This is a genomic window from Fictibacillus fluitans (genome assembly GCF_030418125.1).
Taxonomy (GTDB): domain Bacteria; phylum Bacillota; class Bacilli; order Bacillales; family Fictibacillaceae; genus Fictibacillus_C; species Fictibacillus_C fluitans.
The window spans coordinates 110,682-133,326 of sequence record NZ_JAUHTR010000001.1; the positions used below are offsets into that span (position 1 = coordinate 110,682).

A 22,645-nucleotide genomic window follows, 5' to 3' on the forward strand; every position below is an offset into this window, starting at 1 on the left:
AAGGTGACGGAATGGAAAAAATCGCCGTAATCGGAGGCGGCCCTGCCGGCTATGTTGCTGCCATTACTGCGGCCCAGCAGGGAAAAGAGGTAATCCTAATAGATCATTCTAATTTAGGAGGCACCTGCCTGAATAAAGGATGTATGCCGACAAAAGCTCTCCTGGAAAGCGCGGAAGTGCTCGAAAAGGTTCAACATGCAGGGGAATTCGGGATCAGCTTCTCCTCTGTGAAACCGGTCATTGACTGGGGAACGGTGCAGCAGCGCAAAAACTCCATACGAGACCAGCTGGTTGCCGGCATACAGTATTTGATGAAAAAGAATAGAATCACCGTAATTCAGGGGAAAGCCCGTTTTTTAACGGAAAAAACTCTGCAAGTGCTTGAAGTGGATGATTCAGAAAAAGTGATAGATTTTCATTCGTGCATTATCGCGACAGGATCCAAGCCTGCGGAGCTCCCGTTTGCCCCTTTTGACGGAGATTGGGTGAATGACAGCGGGAAAGCGATGGAATTAGATTCCATTCCCGCATCTCTTCTGATCGTTGGCGGAGGAGTTATAGGCTGTGAGTTTGCAAGTATTTACAGCCGGTTTGGAACAAAGGTTACCATCATAGAAATGGCGGATCAGCTTCTTCCGGGGGAAGATGAGGATATGGCGGCTGTTCTTCATGACCGGCTGGCCAGTGACGGTGTAGAGATACATACGTCCGCTTCTTTAAAATCGCTTGACACTGACAGTAGAACGGCGATTTATGAAGATGCCGGCCGATCCATCGAATTAAAAGCGGATAAGGTGCTGGTTTCGGTAGGAAGGACTCCTCTTGTTTCAGGCCTGAACCTTGAAGCGATTGGGATAATTGCTGACAGAGGAGGAATACACGTCAACGAATTCATGCAGACGAATGTGCCGCATATTTATGCTGCGGGTGATGTGACGGGCGGAATATTGCTTGCTCATGTGGCATTTCACGAAGGAACAGTCGCAGCCTTAAATGCTTGTGGACGTCATAAACGTGCAAATTACAGAGCTGTTCCAAGGTGCATCTATACATCTCCGGAAATTGCCAGTGTCGGCTTGACGGAAAAACAGGCAAGAGAACAGTACGCAGAAGTAAAAACAGGAGAATTCTCATTTGGAGCCAACGGCAAGGCGATGATCCTCAATGAACCTTCCGGAAAGGTAAAGGTGCTCATTGAACCCCAGTACAATGAAGTTCTGGGACTTTCCATAGCCGGTCCTCGGGCGACCGAACTGATTGGCCAGGGAACGCTCATGATTCACGGCGAATTAACGGTAGATGTTCTCGAGGATTTTATTGCTGCCCATCCAACGCTTTCTGAAGCTATTTCAGAAGCAATTGCCACTATAAAGGGTCAGGCTGTCCACGCCTGATTGAAGGGAAGGGGAAAAATATGAAAGATGCTAGAACAGCCATTGTCACGGGGCAGTCCATCATGATTGACGGAGGCGTTGTATTTTCCTGAAAACGAGGATAAACAGACAAAAGAAGGCATGAAATTCCGTGCCTTCTTTTTTATGCGGATTGTAAGCGCTTTTAAACTCCGGTATAATTATAGTAAAACAGACAGAAAATTCTAAAATATTACAAGCTTTATTCCCGGACTCTTAGTGCAACAGAGGAGGTTAAAATGCTTGCGTCTACCTGTTATTTAAGCACATGGAAGCGGTTTGTTCAGGAAGGGGTGCTTGACCCGGCCCGCTTAAACAAGAGGATTCAGGAATCGTGGCATCGCTGCAAGGATGTGGAAGTCGATCCTTATCTGACAAAAGGCAGACATATTTTATCTGAGGAAGAGCTGATTCTGCGGAAAAACAAGAACTCTACATTTTTAGAAGCTGCCGGTCCGCACATGCAGCGGATGAAAGAGGCGTTTCAGGAATTGGGCATGATGGCACTGTTAATTGATTCAGATGGCTACGTTCTTTCGCTGAACGGAAACCGGAAAATCATAACCGCCGCATCCAGGATCAACTTTGTTGAAGGAGTCAAGTGGACAGAAGATGAAGTGGGTACCAATGCCATAGGTACAGCCCTTCAAACAAAGGAAGCCGTGCTGGTCAGCGGAACAGAACATTACTCCATTGCCTCCCATCAATGGAGCTGTTCGGCTGTGCCCGTGCATGACCCGGAAGGGAGTATTCTCGGTGTATTGGACATCTCCTGTCCTGTCAGTACAGCGCATCCGTACATGCTCGGTATGATTGCCTCCGTGTCCCAGGCGATTGAACAAGAACTGAAAATCCAGTCCAGTCAGAGGGAAATGGAGCTTATCCGCCAGTGCATGGATTTACTGGAAATGAATCCAAACCTTGTTGTCTGCAGCCCAAATGGTAATATTCTTGCGATGGGACAAGCTCTCCGGCGGAGATCTTCCGATTTGGCGGGACGAAATATTGCAGAGGCTGTCCACTATGGGCTCATGACCGAAAAGCAAATGCCGATTTATAATGCGCAGAAAAGGATTCTTGGATATTGCGTGAGCCTGGTTTCCGATAAGCAGTACTCCTCCTGGCAGGGGGCAATGCCTGCCGCAGAACCTGGTTTTGTGTTTCCTGGAGAAGCAGGGAAAAGTAGATCTTTTCAGCAAACGATTGAAGAGATCAGACGGGTTGCACCAAGCTCGTTAAGTGTCTATATTTCAGGAGAAACGGGAACAGGGAAGGAACTGGTCGCACGGGCAATCCATGAAAACAGCCCGCGGAAAAACGGTCCGTTTATAGCAGTGAACTGTGGAGCCCTTTCTGCCGAACTGCTGGAAAGCGAGCTGTTCGGCTATGAACCGGGCGCATTTACCGGTGCGAAGAAACAAGGCGCGGAAGGAAAGTTTCGGCAGGCGGACGGCGGAACCATTTTTCTGGATGAAATAGGTGAGATCCCTCAGGCTATGCAGGTCGCCCTTTTAAGAGTGCTGCAGGAGAAAAAAGTAATGCCTGTTGGCAGTGCAAGGGAAATTCCGGCGGACTTCAGGGTGATCTGTGCCACTCATCAGGATTTGGGGCATCTCGTTCAACAAGGTTTGTTCCGGAAAGATTTGTTTTACCGTCTTCATGTGTACCCCCTGGCTGTTCCGGCCCTTCGTGAAAGAAAAGAAGATATCCCGCACCTCATAAGGTATTATTGTGAAAACCAGGGAATGGTCTTAAACCTGCCTGATCATGTCATGGACATTCTGGTGGCTTATGACTGGCCCGGAAACATCAGAGAACTGTTTAATGTTATGGAACGTTTGCATGTCATTCCTGAAGCTTCAATGAACAAAGGGGAATTAAACCAATTGCTTCGGCCGTTGGAGCCACAGGAGACGGGCTGCTTACCTTTTGAGGATAAAACCGTCCTGACATTTCGTGACCAAGTGGAAAAGGATGTAATCATGGACGCATTGAAAAAGACAAAGGGCAATGTAACACTCGCTGCCAAACTTTGTGAAATTCCGAGAAGTACATTCTACAAAAAAATTCATAAATATGGACTGTGACGGTTTTTAGACAAGCTGCAAATGAATAAATTGAGGGGAAAAGGGGTGTTAAAAGGGGGTCGTAAGATGGCGTTTCGTTTGAAAGGGAGCCGGTGGACGGGGCGGATCATGAGCGGACTGGTTGTTCTTTTTATGCTTTTTGACAGCGTATCCAAGCTATTTAAGGCAAAAGCAGCGGTAGATGGCAGCACGGAACTGGGCTTTGCTGAACATCATGTGGTAATCATTGGGCTTCTGGGTCTTATCTCGGTGCTGCTGTATCTTTATCCGAAAACAGATGTGCTCGGTGCCATTTTGTTGACCGGGTATTTTGGAGGCGCCGTCGTCACACACCTCAGGCTAGACAATCCGCTGTTTTCATTTACTCTGTTTCCTGTCTATGTCGGGATACTCACCTGGGGAGGATTATGGCTAAGGAATGAAGGAGTGAGAAGCATAATCCCGCTGACCAAAAGAACTGGCAAATAGAGATACATGAATGAGGGCCCAATAACGGGCTCTTTTTTTATAAAAGAATGATAGAGTGCTAAGTAACGAAAGGAGTGTATAACAGTGATTGCCTTGTATAAATGTAACGAAGCGCTAGAATCATGCCTTATTCAGTTTTTTCATCAGAAGGGAATACAACCTTCTTGCTTTCATTCCAAAAAAGCGGTGCTTGACCAATCAATGAATCCGTACGTTGTAATCGCCCCATTACCATTTGTCGACGAACTTCAATCTTTAAATGTCCCGATTGTTCCCATTTCATTACATAGACAGGATTTTCTTGAAGCAGAAAAGAGAAACCAAACCCATGAAGAGCATACTGTCATTTTCGTTTCGCCAAAAGAAAAGGAATGGCTGGAACTGGAATCACAATTCATCGATGAGCCTTTCTTTCCTGTTTTCAGCAGTGAGCAAGAAATGAATAACGCAGCAAAATACGAGGCATGTCTTTTTATTCCTGCCTGGCATAAACAAGCTACGTTTACTCAATGGAAGAAAGAGAATCTGTTTTTTGTAAACCCGGCAAGCGGTACGTTGATGGCAGCAGTTCGGCAAGCGCTGCAATTAATGGAAGTAACAAAAGAATTTGTAAAAGAAAAGCTGCAGGTTCAAGCCATTGTGCATTCTGCACACGATGGGGTGATCGCTGTGGACAGAAATGGGAAAATCACCTTAACCAATGAACACGCAAAAAAATACCTTCGGCTTGATGCAGATGTTATTGGGAGGAATATTACCGACTTTATACCTCATTCCGATATGTTGAGAGTACTGCAGGCGGGAAAAAAGGAAATAGGAGATATCGCTGTCATTCACGATAAACAGTACCTTATTAACAGGTATCCTGTTTTGCTGGACAATACGGTCGTTGGCGCGGTCTCGAATTTTAAGCAAATCACCGATCTTCAAAGAATGGAGATGAAACTAAGGAAAAGACTGCACGAAAATGGTCTTGAAGCAAAATACACACTGCATGACATTATTGGAAAAACAGAAACAATTTTGAATGCCAAACAGCAAGCCGAAATATTTGCCCGGACGGATGCAACCGTTCTGATCACGGGGGAATCCGGAACAGGAAAGGAATTGTTTGCACAAGGAATCCACCTCAAGAGCAGAAGGGCGATAGGTCCTTTTGTTGCTGTCAATTGTGCGGCTTTCCCTGATCACCTTCTCGAGAGTGAACTGTTCGGGTATGAAGAGGGAAGTTTTACGGGGGCGAGAAAAGGGGGAAAGCCAGGTCTTTTTGAATTGGCGCATGGAGGGACACTGTTTTTAGATGAAGTAGGAGAGATGCCGTTGCAAATTCAAGCTCATCTGCTCAGGGTACTTCAGGAAAAAACCATACGGAGAGTCGGAGGACAGCGTGCCATTCCAGTTAACGTAAGAATAATTGCGGCGACCAATGCTGAAATGGAAGAAGCACTTCGAAGCAAAACGTTTCGAACGGATCTCTATTATCGTTTAAATGTACTCTCTCTTGATCTTCCTCCTCTCCGATACCGGAGGGACGACATTCCTCTCCTTGTGAATCACTTTATGGAACAGTTAAATGAACAGCATAGCAGGAAAATGATGGGTTTTGATTCAGGCTTTCTGCCACTTTTGAAACAGTATGACTGGCCGGGAAACATACGTGAGCTGCGAAATGTAATTGAACGGTTAATCCTGCTTGATCAAGGTACCACCTTGAATGCTAAGAAGGCAGAGCTCTTTTATCCAAAGTTGAACCCTGAGAAAAAAGGCCCCGAGGAAAGTAAAGAGAGTTTGAAAGAAAATGAACGAGATTTGATTCAAGAGGCTCTTCGGAAATATCAAAATAAGTCCGAAGCGGCAAAGTTTTTGGGAATCGGCCGTTCCACATTATGGAGAAAAATGAAACAGTATGAATTAATTTGATTCATTTTGGTGCAATATGTCCCATTTTAAAACATGATAAAGATCTGTTTCATTGGATGCATAGAAAAAAACGCAGAGAATAGTAAGAATATTCAAAATTAACAAAGTTGGCATGGAACTTGCATATTTTCATTTGGCATCAAATTAAAAAGAGGTGATATTTTGCAGCATTTTTCCATTGCAGCTATTCCGGGAGATGGAATTGGTCCGGAAGTTATGAAAGAAGGACTTAAAACTTTAAAAAAGATTGAGGAATTGCATGGTGGAATCCGCTTCTCCATTGATGTGTTCGATTGGAACTGCGATTACTATCTCAAGCACCGCAGAATGATGCCGGAAAATGGACTGGATACATTGCGGGACTATGACGTTATTCTTTTAGGTGCCATTGGAACACCGGAAGTGCCAGACCATATCTCGGTATGGGAACTGATACTGCCGATTCGCCGGACCTTTCAGCAGTATATTAATCTGAGGCCCATCAAGCTTTTGAAAGGATTGGAAAGTCCTTTGCGCTACAAGAGCCACAGCGATTTGGATTTTATTGTCGTAAGGGAAAACACTGAGGGTGAATATTCCAACATGGGTGGCCGGCTCCACGAAAATACCCCTTATGAAATGGCGGTTCAGAACAACGTGTTTACTCGTTATGGAACAGAGCGGGTTATCAATTATGCCTATCAGTTGGCTGAAAAGAGGAAAGCCAAGCGTTTGACGGCAGCCACAAAGTCGAACGGAATTAATCATTCCATGCCATTTTGGGATGAAATAGTGAAGGAGGTCAGCAGGGAGCATTCATCGATTCAAACTGATATATATCATATTGATGCTCTTGCAGCGTATTTCATCACAAGACCCGAGCAGCTGGATGTTGTGGTCGGCAGTAACTTGTTTGGAGATATTCTTACGGATTTGGGAGCGGCCATTGTTGGCGGCCTTGGGTTGGCCCCATCAGGGAACATCAATCCGGAAAAAGCCTTCCCGTCCATGTTTGAACCGATACATGGATCAGCCCCGGATATTGCAGGCAAAGGAATCGCCAATCCGATCGCACAAATTTGGAGCATCGGCCTGATGATGGAGCACTTGGGCTTTGAGGAAATGAACCACTTGGTTGTTTCGTCAATTGAGGAGGTTTTGATTGAAGGCAGAATTGGAACACCGGATTTAGGAGGGAAAAATAAAACATTTGAGCTAGGTGATGCGATTCTTAAGAAAATGCAAGAAGTAAGGGTGCAGCTAACTAAAGGAGGATGAATGAGTGGGAAGCTTATCATTAGTCGATCAAAATAAGGAATTGCCGTTGTACATTGATGGAGAATACATCAAAACTGAAGAAAGCATTCCTATCAATAACAAATATACTGGTGAAATTATTGCGTCAATTTCAAAAGCCAGCCGTCAACATGTCACCCAGGCGGTAGATGCTGCCGAGCGGAATTATCTCAAAGATTCCCTTACTCCGGTACAGAGGTATTCCATTCTTTTAAAAAGCGCAGAACTTATGGAAGAGCGCAGAGAAGAATTTGAACGTTCACTGGTTAAGGAAGTAGGAAAAACAAGAAAGGATGCCAAAGGAGAATTGGATCGCACGATTAATACTCTGCGTCTTTCAGCTGAAGAGGCGAAGCGGATTGCGGGAGAGATGGTACCACTTCAGGCAACAGAAGGTTCGGAAAATCGTATCGGCTTTACGATACGGGTTCCAAACGGAGTAATAGGTGTCATTACTCCGTTTAACTATCCACTCTTGCTTGGCGTACATAAAGTGGCCCCTGCGATCGCTGCAGGCAATACGATTGTAATTAAGCCCGCAACTTCAACTCCGCTTGCGACTTTTATGCTCGTCGATTTGATGGAAGAGGCCGGACTTCCGAGGGGTTATATCAATATTATTACAGGTGCAGGAAGTGAAGTTGGAGAGTGGCTGCTTGCTGAGGAACGGATCGCCATGTACACCTTTACCGGTTCCGGCGAAGTTGGAAAACACATCAAGGAAAATAGCGGACTGCGCCCAGTCGCACTTGAACTCGGGAACAACTCACCAAATATTGTTCATAAGGATGCCGACCTTGATATCGCCGCCCGGCTAACGGCCAGCAGAAGCTTTCATAACGCAGGACAAGCTTGCATAGCGGTGCAGCGCCTTTATGTACAAAAAGAGGTGTTCGATGAATTCACACAAAAATATGTGGAACATGTTAAACAACTGAACATAGGAGATCCGGAAAAAGAGGAAACCGATGTTGGACCGATGATCAGTGAGAAGGAAGCCATCCGTACAGAAGAATGGGTTCGGGAAGCAGTCAGTCAGGGAGCACGCCCTCTGGTTGAAATTAAAAGGGAGGGAGCACTCTTCCATCCTGCAGTGCTGGTTGACACAAAGCCTGACATGAAGGTCGTATGCCAGGAGGTGTTTGCCCCGGTCGTCTGTATTGTTCCATATGGAGATGTTCAAGAAGCGTTTGAAGCAGCGAATGCATCTGATTACGGGCTGCAGGCCGGAATTTTCACAAAAGATCTTCAGCTGGCCATGCGTGCAGCAAAAGTTCTTCAGTATGGAGGCGTCGTTATCAATGATGTTTCCACTTACCGGAATGATGTTATGCCCTATGGAGGAATAAAAAATAGCGGAATAGGCAAAGAAGGACCCCGTTATGCCATTCAGGAATTAACAGACGAAAGAATGGTGGTGATGAACCTGTGAATATGAGTCTGTTGGAAGGAAAAACGGCAGTTGTTACAGGAGCGGGCTCTGGTATGGGAAAGGAAATCGCCAAACTCTTTGGAAGCCAGGGAGCCAATGTTGTATTGGCGGATTTGAACGAAGAGGCGGCCAGAAGTACAGCCAGTGAAATGGAAATAGACCAACAAGTTCTGGTCGTACCGACGAATGTCGCACAGGATGAGAGTGTCCGGCAAATGGTTCGGCAGACGACAGAAGCCTTTGGTGACGCACATATCCTGATCAACTGTGCCGGTGTTCCTCAATTCTTTACACCGATCGAAGAGCTTCAGCTGGAGGAATGGGACAAAATTATGGCCGTAAATACGAAATCCATTTTTCTTACCACACGTCATGTTGTTCCGTTGATGAAGCAAAAGGCTGGGGGTGTGATCATTAACATTGCATCTATCGCAGGCGAACGGGCGAGACCGGGTTTAAATGCCTATTGTGCATCAAAAGGGGCAGCGATTATGCTGACCAAGGCATTAGCCCTGGAACTTGCTCCCTATGGTATACGGGTGAATGCGATCAATCCAGGACCTGCAGAAACTCCCATGCTGGGCCGGTTTTTACCGGGTGACGCACAGAAGGTAGAAGAAGACAAGAAAAAAATCTTTTTGGACAGTGTTCCCCTGGGCAGGCTGATTCAGCCGCACGACATCGCGCAGGCGGCATTGTACATGTCTTCCGATCTTGCTAAAGCAGTGACAGGTGAAGTGTTGAATGTTGATGGCGGAAGAGGCGTTTAATTCATTCCTAAAAAAAGGGGGAAACAAGATGGACCAGCCGAACATCTCATTGGAAGAACGCTCTACAAAAAAAGTGTTTTGGAGGGTTATCCCATTTATTTTTCTGCTTTATATCATCGCTTTTCTTGATCGTGTGAATCTTGGGTATGCTGCGCTGGACATGAATGAGGATCTGGCGCTTGCCAGTTCCACGTTTGGATTAATCTCCGGAATCTTCTTTCTCGGCTATTTCCTTTTTGAGATTCCAAGCAATATTTTGCTCCATAAAGTAGGAGCAAGAAAATGGATTGCGCGGATCATGCTCAGCTGGGGAGTTGTTGTAATTTTAACCGCATTTGCCCAAAACGCCGGCCAGTTGTATGTCTTGCGTTTTTTGCTTGGTGTGGCGGAAGCCGGCTTTTTTCCGGGCATTATTTTGTATATTACCTATTGGTTCAGAGGAAAAGAACAGGCACGTGCATTTGCTCTGTTTATGACAGCACTTGCTGCTTCCAACATTATCGGAGCTCCATTATCCACCTGGATCATGGACCATATTCAGTGGGGCGGTTTGGCTGGCTGGAGATGGATGTTCGTTCTGGAAGGAATTCCAGCTATTTTAATTGGTGTTGTCACCTTCTTTTACCTGACGGATCGGCCGCAGGAAGCCAAATGGCTGGAAAAGGAGGAGAAGGAGTGGCTCATAAAAGAAATCCAGCGGGAGAATGACCAAAAGTCAAAAGAGGGGCAATTAACCAACAAACAAGTGCTCAGCAATCCTCAAGTGTGGAGACTGTCCCTTATCTATTTCACACTTGTTGTCGGGCTTTACGGTGTCGGATTCTGGCTTCCTACCATCATCCAATCCTTTTCATCTTTGCTGTCCAACACACAGGTTGGTTTGATATCCATGGTGCCCTATATTGCAGGAGGCTTGTGCATGATTTTATGGGCAAGACGTTCCGACAGGACAGGAGAACGAAAGGTGCATACGGCTTTACCGCCATTAATTGGCGCGCTCGGATTAATCGGTTCGGGTTTAACTTCCAATCCCTATGTTTCAATCCTCATGCTTTCCATTGCCACCATCGGAATTTATAGTTTTTTTGGACCGTTTTGGTCACTGCCGGCTCTCTTTTTAACTGAAGCTTCAGCTGCTGTTGGGATTGCGCTGATTAACTCCATTGGAAATTTAGGGGGCTTTGTTGGTCCTTACATGATTGGCTATTTAAAGGAAGGCACCGGCAGTACAAAATCAGGGCTGTATTTTTTAAGCATTTGTCTGCTCATTTGTTTTGTACTCGTTATTACCATCAAAAAACACGCGTCCAAAGAAACTGAACTTTCTTCCGATAAGGGGGGATCATATGGCGCAGCCGCTGATTCAGGTGAAAAACCTTTCATTTGAGTATGTTGTTAATCAAACAAAGATTGGGGTGCTTCATGATATTTCGTTTGAAGTAAGTCCTGGCGAATATGTGGTCATCATCGGACATAATGGTTCGGGAAAATCCACATTGTCCAAGCAATTAAACGGCATTTTAACACCAGTTTCAGGTGATGTAATTGTTAATGGATGGAACACAAAAGAGCGGTCAAGCATACGGGAAATCCGACAAAAAGTAGGCATGGTATTTCAGCATCCAGACAATCAGATTGTAGCGACCATTGTTGAAGATGATGTGGCTTTCGGTCTGGAGAACCTTGAAATTCCTCCTTCTGAAATGCAAGAACGTATTGATTTTGCGTTAACCGCAGTTGGTATGAATGAGTTTCGGAACCGGCCCCCGCATTATTTGTCCGGCGGCCAGAAACAGCGTGTGGCCATCGCAGGGATACTTGCCATGAAACCGGATTGTTTAGTGCTGGATGAAGCAACAAGCATGCTGGATACCCACGGACGAAATGAAATACTAAAGGTAGTGAGGAAGCTGAATGACGAGGGCATGGCGATCATTTCGGTGACACACCATATGTCCGAAGCAGCACAGGCGAGCAGGGTGATTGTGATTGAAAAGGGGCGAATCATTATGGACGGTGCTCCCCATAAGATTTTTCAACAGGCAGAGCAGTTGAAACGGCTTCATCTTGATGTTCCGGTGGCAAGCCAGATAGCAAGGAAGATCCAAGCCCATTATCAGGACTTCAATGGGACGTTGATTCATAACGATGAGATCATTAAGGAAGTCGTCAGACTATCACAAAGGGAGGTGACATTTTTTTGACTGAGCAGCCCATTTTGGAAGTGAAGCACCTCCAACATATTTATATGAAAGGCACCCCCCTCGAGCATCATGCATTGTCAGGGGTGAGCTTAAAGATAAACAAAGGAGAATGTATAGCTGTTATCGGCCACACAGGTTCGGGAAAATCGACGTTAATTCAGCATGTTAACGGGTTGATGCGGCCGCAGTCAGGAGAAGTAGTTGTTGATGGAATGAATCTCTCTGATCCGAAGCTTGATATCCGGTTGCTGAGAAGAAAAGTAGGATTGGTTTTTCAAAATCCAGAGGATCAAATCTTTGAAAAGATCATCGGAGACGATATTGCATATGGTCCATTTAAAATGGGGCTTCCCATTAAAGAAGTAAGAGATCGTGTAAAGTGGGCGATGGAAGTGGTTGGACTTTCGTTTGATGAAATGAAAGACCGGGCCACCTATGCATTGAGCGGGGGACAAAAGCGAAAAGTGGCGCTTGCGGGAGTCCTTGCGCTGCGGCCGGATATTCTCGTGTTGGACGAGCCTACTGCCGGCCTTGACCCCCGTTCACGCAATGAGCTGTTGGAAAAGTTGAAGACGCTTAATGAGCAGGAAAAGATAACCATCATTTTTGTTTCTCATAACATGGAGGAAGTAGCTTACTTGGCCGGCCGGATTTATGTGCTTGCAGATGGCAGGAATCTTGTTGAAGGCACTCCGGAGGAGGTTTTCGGAGAAGCTGATACCCTCAAGAAGCATCATATCGGAGCCCCTGACACAGTTGAGATTTTGGGACAACTGAAAGCTAAGGGATTCGCTGTCCGGCCAAATGCGTATCAGCTGGAAGAAGCGGCCAAAGAGATTATTGCCGTTCTTCGGCAAGATGGGAGATGAAGAAAATAGCTGGTTTTGAATTCGAACTGACCCGAAATATTACAATTGGCCAGTACGTACCAACGGGATCTATCATTCACCGTATGGATCCGCGCATCAAATTAGCATCGTTTACTCTCCTGGTTATCTCCATGGCAGTCTGTGCTACCTATGGCGGTAACCTTCTGGCGCTGGTGCTCTCATGTCTCTTGTTTTACGTATCACGTATTCCCATTTCCTATGGATTATCGGGTGTAAAGCCAGCCATTCCATTTATTCTGATTCTCGCTATTCTACAGCTTTTATTTTACAGTGAAGTGGCCTCCGGAGGGAAAGTACTCTTGAATTACGGGTTTATTCATATTACCACCGACAGCATCCGGCTTGTGGTCGTGTCGGCCCTTCGGTTTGTTGAAATCATTTTTTTAAGCAGTGTTTTGACATTAAGCACGTCTACTACACAAATCACGCACGGAATAGAGAGTCTCCTCCGTCCGTTGCGTACAGTGAAATTTCCGGTTCATGAATTTGCCCTCATTATCACTATCGCGCTCCGCTTTGTGCCTACTTTTGCCCTGGAAATGGAAAAGATGATGAAAGCACAGGCGTCCCGTGGTGCAGAATTTGGAACTGGGGCATGGTGGCGAATCGTTCAGCGCACAAAAGACGTTTTTCCTATTATTATCCCTTTATTTAATGTGGCCATGTCACGGGCAGAAGATCTCGTGCTGGCGATGGAATCCCGATGCTATGTTCCCGGAAGTCAACGGTCGGTGTCCAAAAAGTATAAAGCTTACCGAACCGATTACGCTGCTTTAATATTTTGTATCGTATTTGCAATCGTGCTGCTGGCATTTCCGTTTCCTTATTAGACGGAATATAAAAAGGAGGGTATTGAAATGGAGAAAGGTCTTACAACGCGAAAAATTGTTACGGCTGGTGTATTGGGGGCAATAGCCATATTGCTTGGCGTTACCCGCTTAGGGTTTATTCCGGTGCCAACTGCTGCAGGCAATGCGACAATCATGCATGTCCCGGCAATTATTGGCGGCGTCATGCAGGGACCGTTTGTGGGGCTTGTCATCGGACTTATCTTCGGTGTTTCATCGTTTTTGGATGCCACCATACCGTTATTTAAGGATCCGCTAGTGGCGATTGTGCCCCGACTGTTCATCGGGGTTACAGCGTATCTCGCCTACAGATCGTTAAAGGGAGTAAATGAAATTACAGCGATAGGAGTAGCTGGTTTTATCGGGGCCATCACAAACACGCTTCTTGTTTTGCTTATTGCGGTAATACGGGGGTATATTGCTCCTGGTGTGGCAGTCACCATTGCTTTGACTAACGGTATTCCGGAAGCAATTGTGTCGGTAATTATTACTCTTGCTATTGTGGTGGCATGGAAGAAGCTTGATCATGGGACGAATAAGAAATCTAAAATCTCAGGAGAGCTGTAGTGGGAAAAAACTATCAAAATATCACAGATGTCCCTGGAATTGCAGTTGGCCATAGTGAAGATCGCCAAGCTTGTACAGGCTGTACGGCCATTTTGTTCGATAGAGAAACGGTTTGTGGAGTCGATGTTCGGGGATCCGCTCCAGGAACAAGAGAAACGGATCTACTGGATCCTTTGAATCTGGTAGATCATGTTCACGCTATATGTTTAGCAGGAGGAAGTGCCTACGGATTGGATGCGGCAGGCGGTATCATGAAATTTTTGGAGGAAAAGGGTATTGGGCTGAACGTTGGTGCTGGTGTTGTACCTATTGTTCCTGCTGCTGTGTTGTTTGATTTACCGGTTGGAGATGCCTCAGTACGCCCTGACGGAAAGATGGGATATGAGGCTGCTTCTCTTGCAAAACGGGGAGACCTGCCTTGGGGAAACTCTGGTGCAGGCTGCGGTGCAACGGTTGGAAAAGTTGCGGGACTTCATTGGGCAATGAAGGGTGGAATCGGGTCTTCTTCACGTCTTCTTCCAGGTGGATTAGTCATTGGTGCCGTTGTTGCCGTAAATGCAGTCGGGGAAGTCAGAGATCCTATCGAGGGAAGTGTACTGGCAGGTGCCAGAGATGATCAGGGAAAAATAGTAAACAGTTTGGATTTAATGGTCAATCAAGCAACCATCCCGCTCCTTCCAGGAACAAACACGACGATAGGCGTTGTTGCCTCCAATGCAAAGTTAACAAAAAGCCAGGCAGCCAAAGTAGCATCCATGGCCCATAATGGTCTGGCCAGAACCATTTTCCCGGTGCATACCATGATGGATGGAGATACGATCTTTGCAGCTGCTACCCAGGAAGTTGATGCATCCGTTGATCTTGTTGGAACCTTTGCCGCTGAAGTAATGACGGAAGCCGTTGTGGCTGCCATTAAGCAGGCTCAAGGAATTGATGGTTTCCCGGCTTTTAGGGATTTGGTGAAGAAATAAGAAAGGAGAATGGATTGTATGAATTCGAGGACGATTGAATCTGTGTTTCAATTTGTTGATAAGAGCGAAGTCGTACACTTGACGCAGCAGCTCATACAAATACCCAGTGTGTACAGGCCTGCCTCCGGGGGAAACGAAAAAAAGGTGGCTAACTATCTTGAAGACTATTTAAGTGACATGGGTATGGATGTATTTTATGAAGAGGTAGTGCCAGGACGTCCGAATGTGATTGCCATCTATGATTCTGGTATACCTGGAAAAACGCTTCTTTTCGAGGGTCATACGGACGTGGTTACCGAAGGAGATCATGAGAGTTGGAAATATGATCCTTTTGGAGCGGAAACTGTGGATGGAAGAATTTACGGAAGGGGTTCGTGTGATACAAAAGGAAACCTGGCAGCTGCCATTTGTGCTGTACATACAATAAAAAAGTCAGGAGCACAGTTTAAAGGGAAAATTATCTTATGCATTCCGTGTGATGAAGAAGGCATGATGATTGGAATTAAGGACTTTATTAAAAATGGATGGGCCGAGGGAGTGGATGGCGCCATTATATGTGAACCAGAAGAGAACCAGCTTTGCATCTCTCAAAAGGGAGCCATGCGCATCATTTTAAACACGTACGGAAAGATGGCGCATGGGGCAATGCCGCTTACTGGAATCAATCCGAATACCAGAATGGCACGATTGATTGTCGCACTTGAGGAACTGGAACATAAAGAAAAAGAGCGACTTGGCAACCACCCGTTTCTTGGCTATCCAAGCATAACACCAACCATTGTGCAAGGCCCTGTGAAAGGGGAACCACAGATTAATGTGGTGCCTTCACAGTGCATGACCGCCTTGGATATTCGGACAGTTCCCGGGCAGAATCATGTTGAATTAACGCAGGAAATAAATGAGATTATCAATCTTTTAAAGAGCCGGGATCCTGATTTTAAAGCGACAATGGAAGTCATTGAAGACCGGCCATGGACGGAGACTTCAAAAAAACATGAACTCGTTAAGGCTGTTGCCCAGGCTTATACCCAGGTTACTGGTAAGACGCCTGTTTATAATGGTGTTCCGGGAGCTACTGATGGTACGTTTCTGCATATGGCTGGTGTACCGATCATTACCACAGGAGCGGGCGACCGGCACATACCACACCATGCAGATGAGTATGTCGAAATCGATCAGCTTATTGAAACTGTACAGCTATATACGTTGTCGGCGCTAAATTTTTTGAATTCGTAATGCAAAACCTGCAGCTGCTACCACTGCAGGTTTTACTCATAAGGTCATCAGATGAATCTGATTGATTTTATGCTCTGCTTCCGCTATTGTAGAGTGGCAGGGTAAATATTTCTAGAGGTGCACAAATGGCTTATCAAAAGATCAAACCGAAAAAAATATATGAAGAAGTGGCAGAAGCACTTCATGAGATGATCAGAAAAGGGGAATTGAAGCCCGGTGAGAAATTGGATTCTGTACAGCAGCTGGCAGAAAATTTTCAGGTCGGCCGCTCTGCGATCCGCGAAGCGCTCACGGCTCTTAAAGCTATGGGGCTGGTGGAGATGCGGCAGGGTGAAGGCACCTTTGTCCGGGAATTTGACGCGTCGGCCATGATTTTCCCCCTGTCCACGGCGATCCTTATGAACCAAAAGGATATTAAGCATTTGCTGCAGGTCCGAAAAATTCTGGAAGGCGGAGCAGCGGCACTGGCAGCGGAAAATCGGACAGAGTCGGATATTGAAACGTTGACACAAGCACTGAAGGAAATGAAGGAAGCCGTTGGCAATAAGGAATTGGGTGAACAGTCCGATCTTAACTTTCACTTGGCCATCGCCGGCGCCAGCAAGAACCCCATGCTCGGCCAGCTCATGAACACTGTCTCTGACATGATGGTGGAGACGATGAAAGAAACACGCCGGATATGGCTCTATTCCGAAGAGACAACTATGGAGCGTCTTCACTGGGAGCATGCGCAAATCCTTGAGGCCGTGGTTGAGCAAAATGGATTTAAAGCACAGAATTTTATGATGAGCCACCTTGAGCATGTAGAAAAAATATTGAACAGATATGTAAATCAATCACAACCTGGCAGCTGACCGTCAGGTTTTTTTGCACGGATTTTATGTAAACGCTTTAAAACAGCAGCAGGAAGTACTATACTAGGGTAAAGTCATCAGATGACCTGCAGATTGATCAGGGAGGAATGAAAATGAAAGTAGCGCTCTTTGCCACCTGTCTGGTGGATATGTTTCAAAGCAATGTCGGTAAAGCAACGGTTGAAGTCCTTGAGCGCCTTGGCTGTGAGGTGGACTTTCCACGATCCCAGGTTTGCTGCGGCCAGCCTTCTTATAACAGCGGCTATGTAAAAGAATCCAAAGACGCCATGAAAAAAATGATTAAAGCCTTTGAACACGCGCAATATGTGGTATCGCCGTCAGGTTCGTGTGCAGCCATGTTCAAGGAATATCCTCATGTGCTGAAGGATGAGAAGGAGTGGGCCGAAAAAGCGAAGAACCTGGCAGACAAAACCTTTGAGCTGACGCAGTTTATTGTTGATGTGCTTAAAGTGGAGGATGTGGGTGCAAGGCTCGATGGAACAGCAACCTATCATACTTCATGCCACATGACACGGCTGCTTGGGGTAAAAGAACCGCCAAAGGTGCTGTTACATAATGTTGAGGGCCTTGAAGTGCTGCCATTGCCAGAGTCGCAGAACTGCTGCGGGTTTGGCGGTACATTCTCGGTGAAAATGGGGCAAATATCCGAACAAATGGTGGACGAAAAAGTGGAATCCATTGAGAGTACAAACGCTCACTATTTAATCGGTTCGGATGCTGGATGTCTGATGAATATTGGCGGACGAATCCAGCGTCTTGGAAAACCGGTCAAGGTGATGCATGTGGCTGAGGTGTTAAACAGCCGATAAATTTAACAGAAGCGGGGTGGCAGCCATGCCAATGAAAATAGGATCAGAGTCATTTAAAGACCGGGTGCAGACAGGGCTTGAGGATGATTTCATGAGGGCAGCTGTATCGAGTGCACAGGAGCGGCTTCACGGGAGGCGGCTGAACGCGGCAGATGAGCTGGGAAACTGGGAAGAATGGCGTTCGCACGCCGAGGAAATCCGCCAGCATGTACTATCCAATCTTGATTATTACTTGCATGAACTTGCTGAAAATGTAGCACAAAAAGGCGGACACGTTTTTTTTGCCGAAACCGCAGAAGAAGCAAGAGAATATGTGAAGCGGCTGGCACAGGAAAAGAAAGCTAAGAAAATTGTGAAGTCTAAATCAATGGTAACAGAAGAAATTAATTTGAATGAAGCCCTGGAATCGGTTGGCTGTGAAGTGATCGAAACGGATTTGGGAGAGTACATTCTGCAGGTGGACGACCATGATCCCCCTTCCCATATTGTAGCGCCTGCCCTGCATAAGAACAAAGAGCAGATCCGTGATGTTTTTAAAGAACGGCTGAACTATTCCAACACGGAAAAGCCTGAAGAACTGACTGCCCATGTGAGAGGAATCCTCCGAAAGGAATTTCTGCAAGCGGATATCGGGATCACAGGCTGCAACTTTGCGATCGCCGACAGCGGATCGGTCAGTCTGGTCACCAATGAAGGAAATGGACGGCTTGTAACCACGTTGCCGAAAACGCAAATTACGGTCATGGGAATGGAACGGATTGTTCCGGGCCATGAAGAGTTTGAAGTGCTTGTCAGCCTGCTGACCCGAAGTGCGGTGGGACAGCGGCTAACATCCTATATAACAGCCCTGACCGGTCCAAAAGGCGAAGGTGAGGTGGACGGTCCTGATGATTTTCATCTCGTTATCGTGGATAACGGACGATCCAACATACTCGGAACGGAATTTCAATCGGTCCTCCAGTGCATCCGGTGCGCAGCGTGTGTAAATGTCTGTCCGGTCTACCGTCATGTTGGCGGCCATTCGTATGGCTCCATTTATTCAGGCCCGATCGGCGCCGTTCTTTCACCGCTATTGGGAGGGTATGACGACTATAAAGAGCTTCCGTATGCGTCTACTCTTTGTGCGGCCTGCACAGACGCCTGTCCTGTAAAAATTCCGCTGCATGAACTGCTGCATAAACACAGGCAGGTGATTGTGGAAAGGGAGGGACGGGCACCAATCTCCGAAAAAATGGCGATGAAGGCATTTGGCCTGGGGGCGGCTTCACCGGCGCTCTATAACATCGGTTCGAAATTTGCTCCTTCAGCCATGGGGCCGTTCTCAGATAAAGGATCCATTAAAAAAGGTCCCGGACCATTAAAAGCATGGACAGAAATCCGCGATTTTCCAGCTCCTGAGAAAGAACGCTTCAGGGACTGGTTTGAAAACCGCGCAAAAGGAGAGAGCAAAAAATGAGAGGGACCATCAAGAATCAATCCACCTTTTTAGCAAATATTGCCCACAGGCTCGGCCGTGAAGCTCCTTTAACAAAACCGGAAACACCGGCATACCAGTATAAACCGCAGCAAAAAGTACTTCAGGGAGCATCACAGGATGAACTGGTTGAAGTGCTTAAAGAACACTGCACGAAAATAAACACCGACTTTTTGGAGACGAATCTTGAGCGTTTGCCGCAATTGCTGAAAGAAGTTATTATGCTGTTGGGCGGAGGACCGGTGATCCGTACGAAAGATAAGCGATTTGAGGATTACGGCTTGCTTTCTTTGTTGGAAGAAGAGCTGCCAAAGGCCGAGATTCCTTCCTACGAATGGAATGCGGAGATCGGGGAAGAAAACATTTTATTGGCTGAACGGTCCAATGTGGGAATGACTTTCAGCGAAATGACACTCGCTGAATCTGCGACAGTTGTTCTCTACAGCAGCAGGGACATCGGGCGTTCCGTAAGCCTGCTGCCAACCACTTACGTTGCCATCATACCCAAAAGTACAATTGTTCCGAGGATGACACAGGCCGCAAAAGTCATAAGGGAAAAAGTGCGCAAAGGTGAAGTCATACCTTCATGCATCAACTATATTACCGGTCCAAGCAATTCCGCTGATATTGAAATGAATCTCGTTGTCGGCGTGCATGGACCGGTTAAAGCGGTTTACATTCTAGTCGAAGATAAATAGAAAGCAGAAGAGAGTCCTTGCTTGCTGTGAGACTCTCTTTCTTTAATCAATGAAATAATTTCACGTACCGTATTTTTATATGAAAATAACTAATACAAAACGTAATAAAAACATTAAAAATACCACTCTATGACAAGTGGCATTTTTGATCAAGTAGATTATTAATATGTTTTTATTTTAGCACTATTGGAAGGTTTACTTTCATTGTGTGTTCGATCCAGTGCCGTTACCACATAAGTATATATCTTTCCAGCTTCGGCTGTTTGATCAGCGAACAAGTACCTTTGTTTGGGACTGTAAATGGTCGTCAGCATGTGTGACGCATCTTCAATGCTGCCGGGTTTCTGTCCTTCAAACCGGTATACGGCATAAGCAGTGGCATCACTGTGCATATTGTGCTTCTCGATGACAAAAGATACCGTCTCATTTTTATAACTTATTCCGCGTATTTTTGGAGACGCTGGAGCCTGATCATCAATCCAGGGCATGGAAGGAATAAGTGATGGATATTTGTAAATATCATTTGTTAAGCGATCAGCAATGCCCAGTGGGTTTTTACGTAAATCCTTTGCACTGAAATGCATGCTTCCTTTAAATTCATCATACATGCGGTTGAGTTTCAACTGATTGGGCATCTCTTCTGGGTTCAGCCAGTTGGATACTCCGTTGGTAATCGTATTGATTTTGTAATCAGCTTGTCCCACATACAGCTGGACCGGTTTGCCCCTAACTTCTTTTGCCCACCAATCAAGCAGCTTGGCATAATCCGCCACCGGCAGACCAATGTTCCAATAAATTTGCGGTGCAATATAATCAATATACCCATTGTTGATCCAGGTTCGGGTGTCTGCGTATAAATCATCATAATTCGTTTGTCCCGCAGCCGTATCAGAGCCTGTGGGATCAACAGCTTTATTGCGCCATACACCGAACGGGCTGATGCCAAATTTGACGTAGGACTTTTCCAATTTTATCGCTTCATTCAAGTGCTTTACCAGCTGGTTTACATTGTCGCGGCGCCAATCTTCTATATTGGCAAAGCGCGAGCTTCCGTACATTTCATATGTGGCTTGATCAGGAAAAGGAACACCTGCAATTTTATAGGGATAGAAATAGTCATCCATATGAACGGCATCAATATCATAGTTCTTTACCACTTCCAGGATACCGTCAATGATAAACTTCTGGGCTTCAGGAATTCCGGGGTTGAAATACAGCTGCTGTCCATAAGGAACAACCCAATCGGGATGAAGTCTTGCCGGATGGTCGGCCGGCAGTTTTTCAAGATCGGACAGTTCAGCGGTTTTGCCTAATGGCATGGTAATGCGGTACGGATTAAACCAGGCATGAAATTCCATGTTACGCTTATGGGATTCTTCCACCATGAAAGAGAGGGGATCATAGCCAGGATCTTTGCCCTGGACACCTGTCAGGTATTTCGACCAGAGACCATATTGGGAAGGATAGAACGCATCGGCAGTCGGTTTAATTTGCATGACAACCGCGTTCATATTCATCGATTTTTGCTCATCCAGGTACCTGATAAATTCATCTTTTTGCTGTGGAATGGACAGCCCTGGCTTGGAAGGCCAATCGATATTGGTTACGCTGGCAATCCAGGCTGCACGCAGTTCTTGTTTTGGGTATGTTTGGGCTTGATGAGGAGATGATTGAGCATTAACAGCTTGGGGGGAGAGGAATAGATTGCTCCCAAGAAAAGCAGCAAGCAGCAGGGATCCTGCTTTTTTCTTTGATAACATCACAAAACCTCTTTTCCTTATTTTCTATTAAATGGTAATAACAGTATAATTATAGATGGTATTTACTAACGAAGAAATAGGGAAAAGTTCATAGATTTCTTATTGTTGTTCCTACAAATGACCCTTGCGGCGCAAGTCTATCTAATCTAAAATAAGAACAAATGTTCCCTTTTGTTTTAAAAAGGGTTTTAGAAACTGAGTAACGAATGATATGAAATTAAGGAGGGAATACAAATGTCATTAAACAACTATGGAGTTTTAAAAGGGAGAGTACTAGATTCCAAGCATGGCAGTGATGCCAGTCCTCATTTTCAAATCCTTGTTGAAGGGGAGGAACAAACGAAATACCGTGTGTCCGTTAATATTAAATCACAATCCTATCCTTCAGAAGTATTGTATTTAGTCAGTGAGCAGTTTCAATCCGAGGATTTGACTGCATTGCCAAGCCTGCCAGTTGGTTTTACCGATATAAAAAATAATAATCCTGACATTGCCCTGGATTTTATCCGAGGTAACCTGTTCGATCCCAAACAAATGGTTCCATTGCCTGCAGATGTTGAAGGACCGGATAATGACCTGAATGAAAAATTGAGCTACTACATTCAAAAAGCACAGCAGGAAAAGGCGGTCCTTTACGCATTTGGCCAGCGCTGGGGACCGGAGAATAACACACCGGATCAGTATTTTGGATTTACTCCCGGAAATGGAATCCATGATATTCATATGAATCAGGGGAACGTGGGGCGTTGGAAACGGGATAATGGAACTTGGCAGGATGGAGGGCTGCTGCTTTATTTTGAAGAAACAGATTCGTGGGTAGGTACGTTCCTTGCTTTTCAATCTCAGTCCTGGTGCACCGATAACCAAGGCAACGCCGAGCAGCCTGTAGAGAAATGCAATTATCTCAATTATGATCAAGAAGCCAGAAAAGCCAAACAGTGATTCTATG

20 protein-coding genes are annotated in these 22,645 nt (G+C 45.8%); 19 read left to right on the top strand and 1 reads right to left on the bottom strand.

What is annotated here, in order from left to right; all coding sequences use genetic code 11:
- The first annotated feature begins 11 nt into the window (after positions 1–11).
- The 18 genes from lpdA to QYB97_RS00625 all read left to right on the top strand — a co-directional run bounded on the left by lpdA (position 12) and on the right by QYB97_RS00625 (position 19,936).
- Complete coding sequence (lpdA, locus tag QYB97_RS00540) at positions 12–1,394, top strand: dihydrolipoyl dehydrogenase (protein ID WP_301164007.1); 1,383 nt, start codon at positions 12–14, stop codon at positions 1,392–1,394.
- Between the two features lie 257 nt (positions 1,395–1,651).
- Positions 1,652–3,499 (top strand): sigma-54-dependent Fis family transcriptional regulator, encoded by a 1,848-nt coding sequence (locus QYB97_RS00545; protein ID WP_301164008.1) that lies wholly within the window; start codon positions 1,652–1,654, stop codon positions 3,497–3,499.
- Between the two features lie 66 nt (positions 3,500–3,565).
- Positions 3,566–3,967, top strand: coding sequence for a DoxX family protein (locus QYB97_RS00550; RefSeq protein WP_301164009.1), 402 nt, complete (start codon positions 3,566–3,568; stop codon positions 3,965–3,967).
- 201 nt (positions 3,968–4,168) lie between these two features.
- The gene (locus tag QYB97_RS00555) at positions 4,169–5,887 is read left to right on the top strand and encodes a sigma-54 interaction domain-containing protein (protein ID WP_301164010.1); all 1,719 of its coding nucleotides are present in this window, start codon (positions 4,169–4,171) and stop codon (positions 5,885–5,887) included.
- Between the two features lie 162 nt (positions 5,888–6,049).
- Positions 6,050–7,144 carry a tartrate dehydrogenase gene (locus QYB97_RS00560; RefSeq protein ID WP_301164011.1) on the top strand — a complete coding sequence of 365 codons (1,095 nt, stop codon included), beginning with the start codon at positions 6,050–6,052 and terminating at the stop codon, positions 7,142–7,144.
- Positions 7,145–7,148: 4 nt separating this feature from the next.
- On the top strand, positions 7,149–8,594 hold the full coding sequence (locus QYB97_RS00565; protein ID WP_301164012.1) for an aldehyde dehydrogenase family protein: 1,446 nt from the start codon (positions 7,149–7,151) through the stop codon (positions 8,592–8,594).
- Complete coding sequence (locus QYB97_RS00570) at positions 8,591–9,364, top strand: SDR family oxidoreductase (RefSeq protein WP_301164013.1); 774 nt, start codon at positions 8,591–8,593, stop codon at positions 9,362–9,364. Before QYB97_RS00565 ends, QYB97_RS00570 begins: the two co-directional genes overlap by 4 nt.
- A 28-nt stretch (positions 9,365–9,392) precedes the next feature.
- A complete protein-coding gene (locus QYB97_RS00575) occupies positions 9,393–10,751 on the top strand; it encodes an MFS transporter (RefSeq protein ID WP_301164014.1) in 1,359 nt (452 codons plus the stop codon).
- On the top strand, positions 10,711–11,568 hold the full coding sequence (locus tag QYB97_RS00580) for an energy-coupling factor transporter ATPase (protein ID WP_301164015.1): 858 nt from the start codon (positions 10,711–10,713) through the stop codon (positions 11,566–11,568). The genes QYB97_RS00575 and QYB97_RS00580 overlap by 41 nt, the downstream gene beginning before the upstream one ends.
- Positions 11,565–12,437, top strand: a complete 873-nt coding sequence (locus QYB97_RS00585; RefSeq protein ID WP_301164016.1) for an energy-coupling factor transporter ATPase — start codon at positions 11,565–11,567, stop codon at positions 12,435–12,437. Before QYB97_RS00580 ends, QYB97_RS00585 begins: the two co-directional genes overlap by 4 nt.
- Positions 12,434–13,288: an energy-coupling factor transporter transmembrane component T family protein gene (locus QYB97_RS00590; RefSeq protein WP_301164017.1), complete on the top strand. Its 855-nt coding sequence runs from the start codon at positions 12,434–12,436 to the stop codon at positions 13,286–13,288. Before QYB97_RS00585 ends, QYB97_RS00590 begins: the two co-directional genes overlap by 4 nt.
- Positions 13,289–13,315: 27 nt before the next feature.
- A complete protein-coding gene (locus QYB97_RS00595) occupies positions 13,316–13,873 on the top strand; it encodes an ECF transporter S component (protein ID WP_301164018.1) in 558 nt (185 codons plus the stop codon).
- Positions 13,873–14,844 carry a P1 family peptidase gene (locus tag QYB97_RS00600; protein ID WP_301164019.1) on the top strand — a complete coding sequence of 324 codons (972 nt, stop codon included), beginning with the start codon at positions 13,873–13,875 and terminating at the stop codon, positions 14,842–14,844. The genes QYB97_RS00595 and QYB97_RS00600 overlap by 1 nt, the downstream gene beginning before the upstream one ends.
- An 18-nt stretch (positions 14,845–14,862) precedes the next feature.
- Positions 14,863–16,080, top strand: a complete 1,218-nt coding sequence (locus QYB97_RS00605) for a M20 family metallopeptidase (protein WP_301164020.1) — start codon at positions 14,863–14,865, stop codon at positions 16,078–16,080.
- 125 nt (positions 16,081–16,205) lie between these two features.
- On the top strand, positions 16,206–16,934 hold the full coding sequence (locus QYB97_RS00610) for a FadR/GntR family transcriptional regulator (protein WP_301164021.1): 729 nt from the start codon (positions 16,206–16,208) through the stop codon (positions 16,932–16,934).
- Positions 16,935–17,047: 113 nt separating this feature from the next.
- Positions 17,048–17,764 carry a (Fe-S)-binding protein gene (locus QYB97_RS00615; protein ID WP_301164022.1) on the top strand — a complete coding sequence of 239 codons (717 nt, stop codon included), beginning with the start codon at positions 17,048–17,050 and terminating at the stop codon, positions 17,762–17,764.
- Positions 17,765–17,789: 25 nt separating this feature from the next.
- The gene (locus QYB97_RS00620; protein ID WP_301164023.1) at positions 17,790–19,220 is read left to right on the top strand and encodes a LutB/LldF family L-lactate oxidation iron-sulfur protein; all 1,431 of its coding nucleotides are present in this window, start codon (positions 17,790–17,792) and stop codon (positions 19,218–19,220) included.
- Positions 19,217–19,936 (top strand): LutC/YkgG family protein, encoded by a 720-nt coding sequence (locus tag QYB97_RS00625; RefSeq protein ID WP_301164024.1) that lies wholly within the window; start codon positions 19,217–19,219, stop codon positions 19,934–19,936. Before QYB97_RS00620 ends, QYB97_RS00625 begins: the two co-directional genes overlap by 4 nt.
- Before the next feature lie 161 nt (positions 19,937–20,097).
- Here QYB97_RS00625 and QYB97_RS00630 read toward each other — a convergent pair whose 3' ends face one another.
- On the bottom strand, positions 20,098–21,696 hold the full coding sequence (locus QYB97_RS00630) for a glycoside hydrolase family 10-like protein (RefSeq protein ID WP_301164025.1): 1,599 nt from the start codon (positions 21,694–21,696) through the stop codon (positions 20,098–20,100).
- Between the two features lie 234 nt (positions 21,697–21,930).
- On the opposite strand from QYB97_RS00630, the gene QYB97_RS00635 reads away from it, so the two are divergent.
- Positions 21,931–22,638 carry a YukJ family protein gene (locus QYB97_RS00635; protein ID WP_301164026.1) on the top strand — a complete coding sequence of 236 codons (708 nt, stop codon included), beginning with the start codon at positions 21,931–21,933 and terminating at the stop codon, positions 22,636–22,638.
- Positions 22,639–22,645 lie beyond the last annotated feature (7 nt).